Raw genomic sequence first — 14,470 nt, 5'->3', positions numbered from 1 at the left:
GGGGGTGACAGCCGGGCTCAGACTGCGTCGTGGTCTGCTGCGGCGGCCCATCGACGGATGTGCTGGTCGGGATGGGCCTGGGCGGACGCGAGTGTACTTTCAAGTAATTTGTGCAGGCGTGGCGGGTATGCCGCGCGGGAGGTCGGCAGGCCCAGCAGGACACGGTGGCGCATCCGCAGATCGGTGGCCTCGGCGAACACCCGCATTGAGGCCTCCAGCCAGGTGTCCTTGATGTCTTGCGACTCGTCCAGAGCGGGATCACGTACCCCACCGGGTCCGTACGCTGGGGACCGATCTGCATGCAAAGGCACATGGGCGCAGTACCAGGCCCGCACGGCACCCGCTCGCTCGGCATCCGTGCCGATCCGTAGATAGTCGACCAATGCTGCCATCACACGGCGGCGTCCGAATGCGTAGACCGCTGGCTCGACGAACCAGCGGCAGAAGCTGGGATCTGGGTCGTATACGGCTGCCGCCATCAACGGGGAGAACAACTCCGCGGGCAGACTTGCACGTTCGAGCAGTGGCTTACGCACCGCATGGGCGAGGTGGCGGGCATGCCGGTCCTTCGGCTTGATGGCGACGTCTTCGACACCCAGCAGCCGAGCCACCTCCGTCGCGCACATCAGGAATGAACACGGTTCTATGCCGCTCTGTTCGTCTTCGGCCACGACAACATTCTGGACTGGCCACATCGGCAGGCACAGCACCGTTGGCCACTGACCCTTGCACGAAGGGCACTCGCTCGGCGTGCTTCCTGGGGTGGAACGATCACGGTGTGGCTGGTGTGATCACGGCGTCGGCGCCGTCCTGGATAGCTCCCTTCACCGGGCTGAGCCCGCGCCGCTTTAGCGAGTTGGTGACCGCGATACGGCGCGAGCAGGCCACCGACCCGCATCCCGGTCGCCCGTGGAGCCTGTCGCTTGAGGACCGCGTCTTGCTGGTCACGGCCTACTGGCGAACGAACTTGACGATGCGGCAGCTTGCCCCGTTGTTCGGGATCTCCAAGTCGTCCGCGGACCGGATCATTGACCACCTCGGACCGATGCTCGCTCTCCAGCCGCGGAAGCGGTTCCGCAAGGACACCCTGCTCATCGTGGATGGCACCCTGGTGCCCACCCGCGACCATACGGTTGCCGAGCAGTCGAAGAACTATCGGTATTCCACTGCTCATCAGGTGGTCATCGACGCCGATACCCGCCGCGTCGTCGTGGTTGGCCGGCCGCTGCCCGGCAATCGGCACGACTCCCGAGGGTGGGAGGAGTCCGGTGCCAAAGCCGCCGTCGGCAACACGATGACGATTGCCGACGGTGGCTATCAGGGCACCGGTCTGGTCATTCCACACCGTCGCCGCAAGGGCGAAAAACTCCCGTCCTGGAAGGTGGAACACAACCGCTCCCACAAGCAGGTTCGCGCCCGAGTCGTGCACACCTTCGCCCGCATGAAGACCTGGCAGATCCTCCGCGACTGCCGACTCAAAGGAGAAGGAGTCCACCATGGCATCCTCGGCGTTGCCCGCCTGCACAACCTCGCCCTCGCTGGATAGATGCGCGCCCGGATGGACGATGAGCCGTGTCCCCACCCGTTCGAAGATCACTTACGGGACAAGCCTTGGCCGCGACCTGTTGCAAGGCGCAGGTGAATCACCGTATTGTCTCGCAGGCGATGATGATCGCGACGGGGATTCCGCCGGCGGGCACCGCAAGGTCCTCGGGCTGATGGTCGGCGACAGCGAGTCGAAGCCGTTTTGCACCGAGTTCCTGCGCCGTCTGCGGGCCCGCGGCCTGGACCACGTCCAGCTGGTGATCTGCGACTCGCACAGCGGCCTGGTGGCCGCGGCCATCCGCACGATCTTCGCCCAGGCCGTCCGCAATCAGCTGGACGTGGTGGTCGACATGCTCACACGGCAGTTTTCCCCTCGGTCAAGGCCATGCTGCTGGAGGCAGCCGGAGACATCACAACGTTCGCGTACTTCCCAACCGCGCGCTGGAAGATCTGGTCGACGAATCCACTGGAGCGCCTGAACCGGGAGATCAAACGACGGACCGACGTCGTCCAGGTCTTCCCCAACCCCGCCGCCCCTGGACCGGCTCGCCGCCGTCCTGATCGAAACAGCTGCCGTGACTACACCGCCCAGCGGGACGTGACCGTTGAGTCGGCAGGTCAAGCCCGTACCGGGGGCTCAGCGCCGGCAGGACAGAGTACGTCGTGTCGAGAGCTGTTCCGGAAGGGCGTGCTGGTCACTTCGCACACCGAACAAGGAGAGATCTTGCCCACCCATCCGCTCACGTCAGACGGCAGTGAACTCAGCTCGCTTCAGCATGATTTGCCGTTCGACCCCACCTACGGCTACGACCTGCCGCGCCTCCTTGCGGTGGGGGCTCCGCCAGGCCCGGACGGCTTCGCCGACTTCTGGCAGGAGCGCTACGCGAGTGCGCTACGCGTCGACCCGGCGCCTCGAATCGAGGGACCTTGGGCCACGGTGGACGGCGTGCGGGTCGCCGACGTCTCGTACACATCCGCCGACGGCGTCCGTATCGGCGGGTGGCTGACCGTCCCTGCCGATGGCCGCGTTACGCAGGGCTGTGTGGCGACACACGGATACGGAGGCCGGGCGGCCCCGGCCCCCTGGCAACCCCCGCCGGGGACTGCGACCATCTGGCCCTGCCTGCGCGGGCTCGGAACGCGAAGCCTGCTGCCCGGCGTTCCCTCGCACTCGGCGGGGCACGTTCTGCACGGCATCGGCGCCCGGGAGTCGTACCTCATCGGCGGGTGCGTGGCGGATGTCTGGTGTGCGGCCACCGCACTGCTGCGGCTGGTGCCGGAGGCTGCCGGGCGGCTGACGTACCTGGGCACGAGTTTCGGCGGCGGCATCGGGGCGTTGGCGCTCCCCTGGGACGACCGTTTCCATGCCGCCGGCCTTACGGTGCCGACCTTCGGAAACCATCCGCTCCGGGTGACACTGCCGTGCACGGGCAGCGGAGAGTCGGTGCGTACGCGGCTCGCCGAGGAGCCCTCGGTGCTGGACGTCCTGGCGTACTTCGACGCCGCGACAGCGGCCCGGCACCTTCACATCCCAGTGCATGTGGGTGCTGCCCTGTTCGATCCGGCGGTACCCCCACCGGGGCAGTTCGCGGTGCACAACGCACTGGCCGGGCCGCGCGAACTCTTCGTTCTGCGGGCGGGGCACTTCGACCACCCGGACGAGCGGGCCGAAACGGCGGCCCTGGAAGAGGTCCAGCGACGCTTTCTGTCGGGGGCGGACTGAGTGGTGGTATCGCGCCCTACCGCTTGACCGCCTCCCGCGCGGACGCGGTTACGGGGCTCAGCACGGTCGGCGTGACAGCGGTGAGGAACAGCTCGCGTCTTCCCGGGGGAAAGGGCCCGCCGGACGGGCAGATGGGAGAGCACAGGTCCGATGCCTGCACCACGGAAGTACCCCGACGGGCTGCGCGAGCGGGCCATCCGCGAGGTCCAGGCCTCCGGCCCTCCGGCCCTCCGGTCGCCCATGTCGCGAAGGACCTGGGCATCCACAAGGAGACCCCGCGCGGCTGGGTTCACCAGGCCGAGGCGCTCAACGGTTCCTTCAAGGCCACGAAACTCGGGGCAGCTCAGACTGCCCGGTGAATGCCGGCAGTTCCGCGACGTCACCCGCGTCTGGCCCGGGTGACGTCGCGGAACTGCCACTGTCGCTGATTTCAGGTACGGGCGTCGATCACGCGCGATATGCTGATGCAGATTGTGCAAGCGATTTGCAAAACGAGGAGGGTCATGGCTACGCGGGCGACTGATGTCGGGACGAACCAGAGCGTCGAACGAGCGGTCTCGGTGCTGCGCGCACTCGACTCCGGTCGGGCCGAACTCCGTGTCTCCGACGTCGCCGAGCTCACCGGACTGGGCTCGTCGACCACCTCTCGCCTGCTGTCCACCCTGGAACGCCTCGACATGGTCGAACGCGATCCGGTCAGCAACCTCTACCGGCTCAGCCTCGGCCTCCTTCCCCTCGCCGCCACCGCCACCAACCGCCACCCCGTGCACCGGGCCGCCCGCATGGTGCTCCAGGACCTCGCCACCCGCACCGGGCTCGGGGCCAACGTGGCCGTACGCCGCGGTACCGAGCTGATGTTCCTGTGCAATTTCGAGGGCCCGCGCGCGCCCAAGTCCTATACGCAGGCCGGACACACCGCCCCGCTGCATGCCACGAGCATCGGCAAGTGTCTGCTCACCGGTCTCGCCCCCAAAGAGCGTCGCAAACTGCTGGGAGAACCTCTCGACGCGCACACCGAGTACACGACCACCAGTCACGACCTCCTCGACACCGAGATCGACACCGTCCGGCGCACCGGTTACGCCGTCGAAGCCGAGGAGCGCGCCCTGGGCCGCGCGTCCCTGGCCGCGCCCGTCCGCGACGCTTCGGGGGACGTCGTCGCCGCCATCTCCCTGTGGGGCCCGACCTCGCTGCTCGGGGACCGCTCCGATACCGAGGGGCAGCGCCTCGCCCTCGTACGCGAGGTCATCGAGGCCGCCGACGCCATCAGTCAGGCACTTGGCGCGCTCTGACGTACATGGCGAAGGGGTCCGGTGGAGGCTGATCAGCCTCCACCGGACCCCTTCGCCATGTGGCTATGCGCCGTACGCCTTGAAGGCGATCACGTGCGCGTGCCGTGCCCCGTGCGTCGCGTCGACCACGAGCCGTAGTGCGTCGGTGCGTACGGGGCTGCCGTCCGCGGCCTTCAGTTCGTGTACACGGTGGCGGCGTCGGTTGTCCGTCACCGTCAGGAGTGTGTGCCAGGTACCGGCGGCGTCGCGGCTCTGGATGCGGTAGTCGCGTACGAGTTCCGGCATGACCTCGTACGGGGTGCGGTGGCGGTGCAGGTTGTTGAGGTATTCGTCGACGTCGTCGTCGAACACCAGGCGCGTTTCTGCGAGTTCTTGCTCGTTGTGCCAGTCGAGACGGAGCCACTCAGCGGCGTCCTCCGGCGCGGAGGACCACATGTGCGGGCCGCCGTAGGGACGTTGGTATCCGCCTACGGCCCGTTCGGGGTGGAATGCCGTGGTGTCGGGGGCTGCCCGAAAGGCGAAGGTCTGGCGGCGCAGGCCGCGGGCCTGCCATTCCAGGACCAGTTGTCCGTCTTCTTCCGGGATGTCGTGGTCGACGGCCGCGTCTCCCTCGGCCTTCCTGCGCAGGGCGAGGACACCGTCGGTGCGTTCGGGGAGGAGGATCAGGGCCGTGTCCGCGCAGGCTCGGACGATGAGGATCGCGTTCTGGGGGGTGTCGGGGTGATGGTCCAGGCGGGCCGTGACCCAGTGGGGGCCGTCGGACGGGACGGTGACAGTGGTCGTGAGGAGGTGATCGGCGGGGACCGCGTTTTCGGGGTGGCCCGTGCTCCACAGTTCCACGGTGAGTTCGCGGGACTGGCCGTTCGGGGCGCCGTGGACGAGGAGGTCGACCGTGTCGAGTGCGGGGTCGACCGGAAGCAGGAGGGCCAGGTCGCGGGTGAGGGGGTACGGGGTGCCGGGCGCGGCCGGTGTGGGTTCGGCGGCCAGACGGGTCAGGTGGGAGGAGGCGGTGACGCGGGCCGTGCGCGCCAGGTTGTCGGGGTCGTCGTCGGCGAGGCCGATCACGGAGGCGTCCTGGCGCAGCAGGGTGCTGCGTACCAGTTCCGGTCGTCTGGTGGCGAGTTCGCGCGGCGTGAGGCCCTCGGCGACGCACAGGGCCGCGGCGGTGCCCGCGGCCTCGCCGAGTGTCGCGCAGGTGGCCATGACGCGGGTGGCCCCGAAGGCGATGTGGGTGGCGGAGATGTTGCGCCCGGCGAAGTGCAGGTTCGTGACGTTCGCCGAGTACAGGGAGCGCAGCGGAATGTGGAAGATGCCGTCCGCGTATCGTTGGCGGGCGCCGGGCTCGTCGGCGTACATGCCCTGTACGGGGTGGAGGTCGACGGACCAGCCGCCGAAGGCGATCCGGTCGGCGAACTGGCGCTGCTGAAGGATGTCCTGCTGAGTGAGGACGTAGTCGCCGAGGAAGCGACGGTACTCGCGCTTGCCGGGGAGACTGCCGACCCATTCCAGGGTGAGGTTCGCCGCGTCGGGGAACTGGCCGGAGTTCTTGATGTGGTCCCAGATGCCCATGATCACGGCCTGGAGCTCGTCGCGGATGCGCTCGTTGTCGTGGACGGTGTCGAGTTCGCCGCCCCACTCGATCCACCAGTAGTCGCAGCCGTTGTCCCCGGTGCTCAGGATGCGGTTGTGCAGGATGGGCGTGGTCGACAGGTCCTTGGCGTAGGCGGGCGGTACGAACTTCGTCGGCCGGCCCGTGTCCCTGGTGTGGAAGAGGATCGTCGAGCCGAGCAGCGCCTGGTCCGCCTCGGCCGGCGCCCAGGGCTCGTCGAACTCGGTCCGTGCTTCGCGGCCTATGCGGTAGCGGGCGCCGGCGAGGTGGCCGAGCAGGCCGTCACCGGTGCAGTCGAGGAACTGGCGCGCATGGAAGGTGATGCGGCGCTCCGAGCCCACCATCCAGCCGGTGCAGGAGTGCACCTCGCGGCTGTCGTCGGGGCCGCTCGCGTCGACCTCGCGTACGTCGGTGTTGAGGTAGAGGTCGATGTTCGGTTCGGCACGGACGGCGTCGAGGACGACCTGGTCCCAGTAGTAGGGGTTGCCCTCGGGGTTGCGGTACTGGTTCTCGGTGTACAGCTCGCCCATGATTCCGGTCTCGCGGGCCCAGCGGTGCACGCCGTGTGCGGTGGCGCCGCAGACCCAGACGCGGATCTCGCTGCTGGCGTTGCCGCCCAGGACGGGCCGGTTGTTGACCAGGGCGACGCGTCGGCCGAGCCGGGCCGCGGCGATGGCCGCGCAGGTCCCCGCCAATCCGCCGCCGATCACGGCGATGTCGTAATGGACCTCTTCTTCCCGCACGGTGCGGCCTCCTTGGTGTGAAGCTCGGATACTCCCCGCCGCAGCGGAGCGCCTTGAACGTACATCACATCCATATTGTGCAACCACTGTTCAGACAGTGGGATTCGTTGTAAGTTCCGGTTACGGTGACCGACCTGGCTGTCGCGAGCCGAAGTTCAAGTTCCGGGCAGGTGGGGCGAGTTCGCCGGTCCTGCACAGAACCGGCGATTCACCGACCTAAAGGGTTGACGCCATCGCACGATATGGAGAACGATCCCGCATGCTGCAACTTGTATTCACTGGAGCATGGATGGCGTTCACACAGGGCCCCGGCGCTCCCGCCCCGTTTGAGAGGACACACCCATGAGTACGGCCGCACCTCCCCAGAAGGCGCCCCCGCCCCGTCAGCAGACCGGCGGACGGCTCTCCAACGGTGCGTTCGCCCTGCTGCTGACCGCACCGGGACTCGCCCTGTTCGCGGCGATCATCTTCTACCCGCTGCTGTCGGCGCTGTTCACCGGCTTCTTCAAGCAGGATCTGCGGCTGCCGGGCCGGGAGTTCGTCGGCCTGGAAAACTTCACATACTGGCTGGACGGCGAGTTCCTCACGATCCTCGAGCAGACGCTGGTCTTCACCGTCGGCGCGACGCTCGTCCCCTTCGCGCTCGGCTTCGCGCTCGCGCTCGCGCTGAACACCGGCCTCAAGGGCAGCGGCTTCCTGCGCGGCCTGTTCCTGTTCCCCTGGGTGATCCCGGGCGTGGTGGTCTCCTTCCTCTGGATGTGGATCTTCAACGCAAACTACGGGGTGCTCAACGGCGTCCTCATGAAGACCGGATTCATCGACGAGTCCGTCGCCTGGCTCGGTCAGCCCGGCACCGCGATGCTCGCCGTCATCGTCACCAAGACCTGGGCCAGCTTCCCCTGGATGATGGTGATGCTCCTGGCCGGTCTGCAGACCGTGCCCAGGGAGCTGCACGAGGCGGCCTCGATGGACGGGGCGGGCTCGATCCGGCGCTTCTTCGCCGTCACCTGGCCGCAGGTCCGCGGTGTCGCCTCGATCGTGCTCCTGCTGGAGTTCATCTGGAACTTCCAGCACTTCGACACCATCTACGTCCTCACCGGCGGCGGACCGGCCGGCACCACCGAGACGTTCGCGACCGCCGTGTACCAGACCGCCTTCAAGGGCTTCGACATCGGCCGGGCCACCGCGCTGGGCGGACTGTGGATGCTGCTCCTGCTCCTCCTCGTCGCCGTCTACCTCAGGATCACCGAGCGGAAGGGCGACGCCTGATGACCTCCACCACCTCCACCGCGCTGTCCGCCGTCGACCGGCCGCGGCCGTCCGCCACGCGGGCTGGGCGCAGCGCTCGGCGCCGTATACGCAAGGACCTGCTGCGCTCGCGGATCGCCGCCTGGAGTGCGGTCGTCGTCATCGGCGCCTTCGGTCTGCTGCCGGTCTACTGGCTGCTCGCCACCGCGCTGAGCACCCCCGAGTCGACCTTCCGGTTCCCGCCGAAGCTGATACCCACCGATCTCACCCTCAGCAACTTCACGGCCCTCGCCGAGAACGACCAGCTGATCAAGTACATGATCAACTCGCTCATCGTGGCCTCGATCACCGCCGTGCTGAGCGTGGTCGTCGCCACGTACATGGGCTACTCGTTCTCCAAGTTCCGCTACCGCGGGCGCCGGTCGCTGATGCACCTGGTGCTGGCCTCCCAGATGTTCCCCCAGGCGCTCCTGCTGGTGACGCTGTACACCGTCTTCTCCAGCTTCGGCATGCTCAACACGTACACCGCCCTGGTGCTCTCCTTCACCACGTTCACCATGCCGCTGTGCGTCTGGATGCTGAAGGGCATCTTCGACACCATCCCGGACGCCCTGCTGGAGGCGGCGTCCATCGACGGCGCGTCCCGGTGGCGGACGCTGCACTCCATCGTGGCGCCGCTGGCCGCGCCCGGGATGATCGCCGCCGGGCTCTTCGCCTTCGTACGCGGCTGGAACGACTTCATCTTCGCGCTGACCCTGGCCGACAAGGAGAAGCAGACCCTGCCTCCCGGCCTCGTCTCCACCTACATCGGCGAATTCCAGACCGCCTGGCCCCAGTTGATGGCGGCCTCGCTCATCGTGTCCATCCCGGTGGTCGTCGCCTTCATGTTCCTGCAGCGCTACCTCGTCGGCGGCATGACCGCCGGTTCGGTCAAGAGCTGAACCCGCGGGATCAACCCGCACCCTCACGTACCTCCCCTCCCGCTCACTCCCCCATGGAGAGATCATGACCACCTCTGGCATCAGCCGGCGCGGCGCGCTGCGCATGTTCGGCATCGGCGCGCTCGGTGTGGCCGGCGCCGGTGTGCTCGGCGCCTGTGCACCGTCCGGCGCCGGCAGCGCCTCCAACGGCGGCGACCCGAAGTCCAAGAACTTCGACTTCACCTCCTGGTCGCTCAACGAGGAGGCCGCCAAGCCCTCGATCGAGAAGATCATCGCGGCATGGGAGAAGGCCGAGAAGTCCACGATCCGCGCGGTCTCGTACCCGTACAACGAGTACCTGAGCCAGCTCACCCTCAAGCTGGGCGGCGGGGAGACGACGGGTGCGGTGCACCTCGACATCGCCTGGCTCGCCGCGATAGCGCAGATGGGCAAGCTGGCCGACCTCGGATCGGTGGCCGGCAAGGGCGGCTACACCGACGTGGCGCTGAACAGCGGCACGTACGACGGCAAGCAGTACGGGCTGCCGTGGAACACCGGATCGATCGGTGTGATCGCCAACTCCCAGCTCCTGGAGAAGGCCGGGATCAAGAAGCACCCCACCACCGTTGAGGAGTTCGAGGCCGCACTGCGGGAGCTGAAGGGGCTCGGCGGCGGTGTCGTGCCGTATGCCGCTGCCACCAAGGTCGCGCAGCTCAAGGACATCTTCCCGTGGATGCAGACCTTCGGCTGCAAGCTGCTCGACGGTGGGAAGGTCACGATAGGCGACGACGCCTCGATCGACGCGGTCACCTGGTACAAGAAGCTGCACGACGAGAAGCTGATCGCCGCCGACGTGGACCGCTTCGACGCGCGCGCCCTGTTCGGGCAGGGCAAGGCCGCCTTCTACGACGACGCGATCATCGGCAAGGGCGTGACCTCCGCCCAGTCCAAGGACAAGACGCTGGCCAACGCCATGCAGCCGATGGAGCGTCCGGTGCTCAAGGCCGGGGACACGCCGCAGGCGCTGCTGTGGGGCGGCGTGATCGCGATCGTGAAGGGCAAGGGGCAGGACGCGGCGACCGAGTTCGCGCTGCACACCACCACCGACCAGGCCACCACCTCCGAGTACTTCGCCGCGCGCGCACTGCCGCCGTCCACCACCGCGGGTCTGGCCGCCCCGGAGGTCGCCAAGGACACCTTCACCACGGAGTGGACCGAGAAGATCACCAAGACGGCGACCGGCAGCCCGTTCTGGCAGTTCGCGCAGAATGCCCAGATCGAGGAGGCCGTCGCCAAGCAGGTGCAGGCCGTCCTCGTCGGCAAGTCGAAGCCGAAGGACGCGATGAAGCAGGCCGGCGAGGAGGCCGCCGCGCTCATCAAGCGCTGAGGCCGAGCGCCGTAGTCCGGGCCGGGCGAACGTCGCACGACCCTCGCCTGGCCCTGCTCCGTACCCCGCACGACGACCGCGCCGGCCGGCCCTCGGGCCGCTGCCGTCCGCGTCACCTCCACGCCCGCGCACGCACCCGCGAAGGAGCTCATCTTGCGACGTCCCACGGTACGCACGTACACCGCCTCGGCCACGGCCCTGGCCGCCCTGCTCCTGCCCGTCCCGGCCGCCCGGGCCGACACCGCGCAGAGCACGGCAGCCGCGGCGACGGTGATCGAGAAGGTCCCGTACGCGATGGACTCGTCGAACCAGGCCGCTTGGTGGACGCCGGTCGCCACGTACAAGGGCCGCGGCCAGTACACGTACTTCGCCTTCAACGAGCCGGGCTCGACGGCCGCCACGCACCGGCCCGCCATCGCGCGGCGCGACCCGGACGGGGTCTGGAGCCTGCTGCCGCTACTCGACCGGAGCGGGACGCAGGCGGAGTTCCCTGACGACAACGGCCACAACCAGCCGTCCGTCGCGCGGGACGGCAACGGACGTCTGCATGTGTTCGCCTCCATGCACGCCGACGCCTGGCGCTACTTCCGTACCGAGGCTCCCGGCGGGGACGTCACCGACCATGCGGCCGAACTGCCCGACCAGGGCCAGGGCATCACCTATCCGATCGTCGCCACGGCGCCCAACGGCGATCTGTACCTGGCCGCCCGTGTCGGCGCCGGCGCCGATCAGCGCCCCGGCAAGCTCTACCGCTGGGACAACGCAGCGGCGCGCTGGAGCGTGGTTGCCACGTTCGCCGGCGCGCTGAACCGCTCCGTGTACCCCGACGACCTGACGGTCGACGGCGAGGGGCGTGTGCACCTGCTGTACGAGTGGGCCAAGGCACCGGCGACCGGGTTCCGCCACCAGCTCTCCTACCTGCGCTTCGACCCGGCGACCGGCGACTTCGCCGACAGTAAGGGTGCGGCGCTCACCGTCCCGGTGACGCCCGACACCTCCGACGTGATCCAGCAGCTGACCACCGGCGAGGAGTGGAGCATCGACAACGCGTACGCCGGTCCTGCGGTGCAGAGCGCCAAGCTCACCCTCGACGGCTCCACCCCGAAGGTCGCCTACCGCTACCGCTCGGCCGACAGCGGCGGCAACTTCCGCGTGTACTACGCCTATCCGAGCGGCGGCGACTGGGTCAGCAAGACCGTGTACGCCGGCGGACAGACCGCGGCCGCCCTCGGCATCACCTGGGACGAGACGGACACCAAGCGGATCTACTACGTGACCACCTCGGGCACCGACCGGGTCTTTGCCGCGACGCAGTCGGCGGACGGGGCCTGGACCGCGCAGTCCGCCGCGCCGGGCGTGAGCGCGGACCGGCTCGCGGTGCGGCGGGACTCGGACGGTCACGATGTGCTCTATCTTCCGGACACCGTGCACAACTCCCTCTACTACGGCTTCCGTTGAGGCCGGTGCGCCGCCCGCGCCATCTGTACGGGGACGAAGCCGTCCCCGTACAGAACCCGCAAGTGGTCAGGTCGCGGACTTGCTCGCCAGGTACTCGTCCAGCCCTTCACCGGTGAGCGGGTAGTAGTCGGAGAGCAGGCCACCCTCGTCGAGGCGGCGGCGTGCGAACGCCTCACGGTCCTGGTGCAGGAGCGAGTCCTCGGCCAGCGGAACCGCGCGGTCCTGCGGTACGACCACGGCGCCGTCCTCGTCGGCCACGATCAGGTCCCCCGGCGTGACCAGTGTGCCGCCGACACCCACCGGCACATTGAACGCGGAGGGGAAGAGCTCCGTCTGCGAGGCGTAGTGCGGGGTGACTCCGGTACACCAGATCGGCACGCCGAGGGCCCGGATCCGGGCCGCGTCCCGCACCCGCCCGTCCACGACGATCCCGGCGCCACCGCGCAGCTTGAAGTAGCGCACCAGCATGTCGCCAAGACAGCCGGTGAAGTGGCTCGCCTGCGCCGAGATCACCAGCACGTCGCCGGGTGTGATCGACTCCAGCACCCCCCACAGCGGGGTCTTGCGCTCGATGTCCTCCTGTGCGGCGCCGTTGAAGACGTCCTCGCGCTGCGGCAGGAACTGCAGGGTCACCGCACCTCCGGTGATCTTGATGTCCGGTTCCCGGTGCAGCGGCACGGGCCCGTCGATGAAGGTCCGGGTGATGCCCATCTGGTGCAGCTTCGCGCAGGCGGTCGCCGCGCTCACGTCCTCAAGTGCCTCCACCATCCGCCGTGTCGGCCGCCGGAAGGACGAGGTGTGGACCGGCGACCGCATCGACTCGTAGGTCAGGGTCTCCCCCGCCGTCGACGTTCCTTGATCCCTGCTCGGGTTCATTCACGTGCCTCTCCGCGCGCTCCCCGCACGCAACGCCAGTGACATCATCGTCTATCGATGGTAGATAACCTCCTATCGATTAGTGCTGTCAATCCGTCAGGAGTCTTCCGTGCCCACTGCATCCAGCGGGTGGTTCGAGACCGCGCGCTTCGGACTGTTCGTCCACTTCGGCCTGTACAGCCTCGCCGCGCGGCACGAATGGGTACGCAGCCGGGAGGCCATGTCCCAGGCGGCATACGACCGTTACCTGGAGCGGTTCGACCCCGACCTCTTCGATGCACGGGAACTCGCCCGGGCGGCAAGGGAAGCAGGGATGCGCTATGCCGTGCTCACCGCCAAGCACCACGACGGATTCTGCCTCTTCGACTCGTCGCTGACCGACTACACCTCGGTGCGCGCGGCCGGCCGGGACCTGGTGGCCGAGTTCGCGGAGGCGATGCGCGCCGAGGGCCTGCGGGTCGGGCTCTACTACTCACTCCTCGACTGGCACCACCCCGGCTTCCCGGTCGACGAGCACCATCCGCTGCGCGGCTCGGAGGGCGGGCGGGAGGCGGAGGACTTGGCGCGCTACCGGTCGTACATGCAGGGCCAGATACGTGAGTTGCTCACCGGCTACGGACAGGTCGACCTGCTCTTCTTCGACTTCACGTATCCAGGTATGGGGCCGGAGCAGTGGGGGGCGAAAGAGCTCATCGAAACGGTCCGTGAGCTGCGGCCCGACATCCTCGTGAACGACCGGCTGGGCGTACCCGGTGACTATGTGACGCCCGAGCAGTACCAGCCCGACCGGCCGCTGGAGCGCGACGGCGTGCCCGTGCTGTGGGAGGCGTGCCATACGCTCAACGGGTCCTGGGGCTACGACCGCGACAACCACGACCACAAGGACCCGTCCCAGTTGGTCCGCATGCTGGTCCAGTCCGTTTCCTGCGGCGGAAATCTGATCCTCAACGTCGGCCCCACCGGAAGGGGTTCACTCGATCAGCGGGCGCGCGACACCCTGCGGGCCATCGGAGAGTGGAGCGCCCTGCACGCCCGCGCCGTACACGGTGCGGGACCTTCTCCCTTCCGGCCGCCGGCGAGCGCCCTGTACACGCAGCGCGGCCGCCGCCTGTATCTGCACCTGCTCGCCTGGCCGTTCAATCACCTTCATCTTCCTGGCCTGGCCGGGCGGGTGCGCTATGCCCAACTGCTGCACGACGGCTCGGAGATCGCCTTCCACCATGTCGACGGCGCCCGCCACGAACACAACAACCTGGCCCCGCCGAGCCAGCCGCCGGGCACCCTGACCCTGACCCTGCCCACCTCGCGGCCCGACGTACTGCTTCCGGTGGTCGAACTCTTTCTGGACGACGAGGAGTTGCATCCATGACAGGGCCGCTGAGTGAACGCCTGGCCCCCGTGAGGGAATCGCCTGCTGGTGGGTGGGGGCCTGCCGCGTCCTGGCGATCCTGGACCTCCTCGCGCAGACCGGCGGCGACGCGCTCGACGCGCGTGACCTGCCGCTGGGGTGCGCGGCTCGGGGAGGACGGGAGCAAGCGGTTTCGGCAGCACCCTTGAACATGCGAGATGCCGCCCATAGCATCAGTAATCGATAGGCGATTATTGCGAGCGCCTACCGGGACCGACCGCACCGTTCGGACGCGGCACCCCTTCCCCCTCTTGCCGAACT

General features: G+C 68.4%; 11 protein-coding genes and 1 pseudogene. 9 read left to right on the top strand and 3 right to left on the bottom strand.

What is annotated here, in order from left to right; genetic code table 11:
* Positions 1 to 17: 17 nt before the first annotated feature.
* Positions 18 to 671, bottom strand: a complete 654-nt coding sequence (locus OG609_RS40425) for a hypothetical protein (protein WP_327277353.1) — start codon at positions 669 to 671, stop codon at positions 18 to 20.
* Between the two features lie 107 nt (positions 672 to 778).
* On the opposite strand from OG609_RS40425, the gene OG609_RS40420 reads away from it, so the two are divergent.
* From OG609_RS40420 to OG609_RS40405, 4 genes and pseudogenes are all read left to right on the top strand, one after another.
* Positions 779 to 1,546 carry a transposase gene (locus OG609_RS40420; protein ID WP_327277352.1) on the top strand — a complete coding sequence of 256 codons (768 nt, stop codon included), beginning with the start codon at positions 779 to 781 and terminating at the stop codon, positions 1,544 to 1,546.
* 65 nt (positions 1,547 to 1,611) lie between these two features.
* Positions 1,612 to 2,080, top strand: a pseudogene (locus OG609_RS40415) (transposase); the annotation flags it as partial.
* A gap of 189 nt (positions 2,081 to 2,269) precedes the next feature.
* The gene (locus OG609_RS40410; protein WP_327278351.1) at positions 2,270 to 3,268 is read left to right on the top strand and encodes an acetylxylan esterase; all 999 of its coding nucleotides are present in this window, start codon (positions 2,270 to 2,272) and stop codon (positions 3,266 to 3,268) included.
* 503 nt (positions 3,269 to 3,771) lie between these two features.
* Positions 3,772 to 4,560, top strand: coding sequence for an IclR family transcriptional regulator (locus OG609_RS40405; protein ID WP_327277351.1), 789 nt, complete (start codon positions 3,772 to 3,774; stop codon positions 4,558 to 4,560).
* A 63-nt stretch (positions 4,561 to 4,623) separates the two neighbouring features.
* Here the strand turns inward: OG609_RS40405 and OG609_RS40400 are convergent, their stop codons facing one another.
* A complete protein-coding gene (locus tag OG609_RS40400; RefSeq protein WP_327277350.1) occupies positions 4,624 to 6,912 on the bottom strand; it encodes an FAD-dependent oxidoreductase in 2,289 nt (762 codons plus the stop codon).
* 342 nt (positions 6,913 to 7,254) lie between these two features.
* On the opposite strand from OG609_RS40400, the gene OG609_RS40395 reads away from it, so the two are divergent.
* The 4 genes from OG609_RS40395 (at position 7,255) to OG609_RS40380 (ending at position 11,925) form a co-directional block, all read left to right on the top strand.
* Entirely contained in the window at positions 7,255 to 8,181 is a 927-nt protein-coding gene (locus tag OG609_RS40395; RefSeq protein WP_327277349.1) for a carbohydrate ABC transporter permease, read from the top strand.
* Positions 8,181 to 9,101: a carbohydrate ABC transporter permease gene (locus tag OG609_RS40390; protein ID WP_327277348.1), complete on the top strand. Its 921-nt coding sequence runs from the start codon at positions 8,181 to 8,183 to the stop codon at positions 9,099 to 9,101. Before OG609_RS40395 ends, OG609_RS40390 begins: the two co-directional genes overlap by 1 nt.
* Before the next feature lie 64 nt (positions 9,102 to 9,165).
* Positions 9,166 to 10,467, top strand: a complete 1,302-nt coding sequence (locus OG609_RS40385) for a sugar ABC transporter substrate-binding protein (protein WP_327277347.1) — start codon at positions 9,166 to 9,168, stop codon at positions 10,465 to 10,467.
* A gap of 153 nt (positions 10,468 to 10,620) precedes the next feature.
* Positions 10,621 to 11,925 (top strand): BNR-4 repeat-containing protein, encoded by a 1,305-nt coding sequence (locus OG609_RS40380; RefSeq protein ID WP_327277346.1) that lies wholly within the window; start codon positions 10,621 to 10,623, stop codon positions 11,923 to 11,925.
* A gap of 66 nt (positions 11,926 to 11,991) precedes the next feature.
* On the opposite strand, the gene OG609_RS40375 is transcribed toward OG609_RS40380, so the two are convergent.
* On the bottom strand, positions 11,992 to 12,801 hold the full coding sequence (locus tag OG609_RS40375) for a ribonuclease activity regulator RraA (RefSeq protein ID WP_327277345.1): 810 nt from the start codon (positions 12,799 to 12,801) through the stop codon (positions 11,992 to 11,994).
* A 109-nt stretch (positions 12,802 to 12,910) separates the two neighbouring features.
* On the opposite strand from OG609_RS40375, the gene OG609_RS40370 reads away from it, so the two are divergent.
* Positions 12,911 to 14,170, top strand: coding sequence for an alpha-L-fucosidase (locus tag OG609_RS40370; RefSeq protein WP_327277344.1), 1,260 nt, complete (start codon positions 12,911 to 12,913; stop codon positions 14,168 to 14,170).
* Positions 14,171 to 14,470 lie beyond the last annotated feature (300 nt).

Source organism: Streptomyces sp. NBC_01224 (assembly GCF_036002945.1).
In the GTDB taxonomy this organism is placed as follows: Bacteria; Actinomycetota; Actinomycetes; order Streptomycetales; family Streptomycetaceae; genus Streptomyces.
The sequence above is the reverse complement of the archived record's forward strand: the minus strand, read 5'-3'. Positions and strand labels throughout refer to the sequence as shown.

Bases quoted from the DNA above. Each gene is read 5' to 3' on its own strand.
- OG609_RS40385 (WP_327277347.1), top strand. From the start codon at position 9,166: ATGACCACCTCTGGCATCAGCCGGCGCGGCGCGCTGCGCATGTTCGGC.
- OG609_RS40375 (WP_327277345.1), bottom strand. From the start codon at position 12,801: ATGAACCCGAGCAGGGATCAAGGAACGTCGACGGCGGGGGAGACCCTG.
- OG609_RS40390 (WP_327277348.1), top strand. From the start codon at position 8,181: ATGACCTCCACCACCTCCACCGCGCTGTCCGCCGTCGACCGGCCGCGG.
- OG609_RS40395 (WP_327277349.1), top strand. From the start codon at position 7,255: ATGAGTACGGCCGCACCTCCCCAGAAGGCGCCCCCGCCCCGTCAGCAG.
- OG609_RS40405 (WP_327277351.1), top strand. From the start codon at position 3,772: ATGGCTACGCGGGCGACTGATGTCGGGACGAACCAGAGCGTCGAACGA.